Annotated in this window: 3 protein-coding genes; 2 read left to right on the plus strand and 1 reads right to left on the minus strand. The window is 47.1% G+C overall.

Annotated features, from left to right (window positions below):
• The first annotated feature begins 100 nt into the window (after window positions 1–100).
• Both CAG65_RS01940 and CAG65_RS01945 read left to right on the plus strand, forming a co-directional pair.
• Window positions 101–553: a hypothetical protein gene (locus CAG65_RS01940; RefSeq protein ID WP_161451808.1), complete on the plus strand. Its 453-nt coding sequence runs from the start codon at window positions 101–103 to the stop codon at window positions 551–553.
• A 277-nt stretch (window positions 554–830) separates the two neighbouring features.
• On the plus strand, window positions 831–1,268 hold the full coding sequence (locus CAG65_RS01945) for a DUF2780 domain-containing protein (protein WP_161451810.1): 438 nt from the start codon (window positions 831–833) through the stop codon (window positions 1,266–1,268).
• A 61-nt stretch (window positions 1,269–1,329) separates the two neighbouring features.
• Here the strand turns inward: CAG65_RS01945 and CAG65_RS01950 are convergent, their stop codons facing one another.
• Window positions 1,330–2,220, minus strand: a complete 891-nt coding sequence (locus CAG65_RS01950; protein ID WP_021705997.1) for a LysR family transcriptional regulator — start codon at window positions 2,218–2,220, stop codon at window positions 1,330–1,332.
• Between the last annotated feature and the right edge of the window lie 22 nt (window positions 2,221–2,242).

A 2,242-nucleotide genomic window follows, 5' to 3' on the forward strand; every position in this document is an offset into this window, starting at 1 on the left:
GTATTGCGTTGCTCACACCTTAACAGGACGTTTTAGCTGACTGACGCGCAATAGGGTTCATTTACTATGCGTAAGTATTTATTTGGCTAAGGTGAATGCTATGAAATATCTAATCTTATTATTGTCGTTGTGTTCTTTATCTGTGCATAGTGCGACTAAAGATGACTATTCGAAAGAACGTTGGATGTCATGGGGTAGCTTTGGTGCCATTGTACTGGCTACTGAGATTCATAATGGGAAATCTGATTATTACGGGCTGATTGTCGAATGCTCTCCCTCAAAAGGGAAGCTTAAAATATCGGTCAAGGATGTGTATTCGAAGCCAGGCGATAAGATTCAATGGGAAACTGACACGAAAATGGGAAGCATAGTTAATCAAGCCTCAATGGTCATCAGAACATCAGAGAAAGATACTAGGGTGAATAATACTATAGTTAGCGCAATGAAAGCAGGAAGTTGGATTAAATTTGAAAATATGGCTAGGGGTAGTTCAGCCACATATACACTCAAAGGTTCGACTAAGGCTATTTCAAGTATCACATCGTGCAAGTAACCAGCTAATAAACGTTTAAGGTTTTAAGACGCATTTCATTAAGGCTGAAAGATATTGGTAGCTCGCCAGCGCTCAGACGTGACGTAAATATGTCATAGAGTGTGCAACTCAATACAAAAAGGCCCTTGACGAGAGCCTTGTTTTACTTCTCTGCTGACAAAACGCGCAATGCGAACGTTCTTATTTCAATTTTCGGTAAATCCGTAAAAATGAGACATACATCTCACTACGAGTAACGTAAAATGCGAATCACACTCAGTCCAAAAGGAAATAAAGAATGAATAAAGCGCTTTTTGTGCTGGCAGGCTGCCTTGCAATGACGGCTTGTCAATCCACCGGCTCTCAACCAACGTCACAAAGCCTTCTGCCATCCAACCCTCTGACCAAATCCGTTGCAGGAAACCTGGCTGAGCAGCTCAATATCACGCCAACTCAGGCGGCAACCGGAGCCGGTGCTCTGCTCTCTTACGCACAAAATGCCCTGTCACCGGAAAACAGCCAAGAGCTGTCATCCATGACGGGAGGTCTGAGTTCTCTGGATCTTTCTTCGCTGACCAATACACTCAATAACATGGAAAGTGTTAAAAGCGCATTCTCGGCGGTGGGTCTGAGCCCTGAAATGGTCACGCAGTTTACCCCCATCATTCTGAAAGCCCTGCAATCCCAAGGGGCAAGCTCGTCACTATTAAGTGGTTTGAGTGCTTTGTGGTCGTAAAAGCGGCCAATACGAATAAGGCTCCTAACAAGGAGCCTTATTAATACATATCGTGTCAGCCTTAATCGGCAACAAGCTCTCCGGCCTGCTGCATGCTGTAGCTGCTGAGCGGATCGATGCTTTTCACCAACTCTTCCACCTGACTGATCGCTTCAACGGAAGAGCTATTCTTGCGGTAGCTGAGATAGATCGGGCGCTGCCAGTCTCGAACCCCTTGAACTTTGTGTAGCTGCCCAGAGTTAATGAACGGCTCCACCAGTGAGGCGGGCAGATAAGCACTGCCACCTTTCTCGAGGATAAAGTCCAGCGCGATACGCGCTGTTGAGGTCCTCAGATAAGGGGCCGGCGCTTTAGGGTGACGCTCTGCGTGTTCAGACGCAAAACGCGTTCCCCAGTCCACGTACACGTACTGGCTGTCAAAGACCGTTTCAACAGACTCTTGCTCCGTAGACACCATCAGCAGCACCATATCCGCCACTTTCTTGCACGACAGCTCTTCCGCCTTGATCTGATCAAAAGCAAAAGCCATATCCAGCGTGCGCTCGAGTAACTGGCGATTGAGCTGCTCACGCCCCATTACTTCAGCCATAAAACCGTAGCCGCTTAACGCATCTGTCACCACGCTCAAACAGTTTTGTAAGTAGGCGTCCCACACGTTTGGTGTCCCGCCCATGGTCAATTGCAGCGCTTTACCACTTTCGAGCGAAAGCTCCAGCTTGGCTTGTTGTAATGTCGAGACCATCACTTCTGCGTAGCTGATCAGACGCTCACCGGCAGACGTCAGTTTGATGTTGTTTCTGTCACGAATAAACAGCTGTGTATCAAAGTAACTTTCCAGTTGTTTGATGCGTGCACTGACCGCAGCCTGAGTGATAAAAAGATTCTCTGCTGCACGCCCAAAGTGCTTGGCTTTAGCGACCTCAAGAAAGGTCCGGAAGACTTTTACGTCCATAAATCTACCCTTGGTTATTCCG

The organism is Vibrio sp. V39_P1S14PM300, assembly GCF_009904765.1.
Taxonomy (GTDB): Bacteria; Pseudomonadota; Gammaproteobacteria; order Enterobacterales; family Vibrionaceae; genus Vibrio; species Vibrio proteolyticus.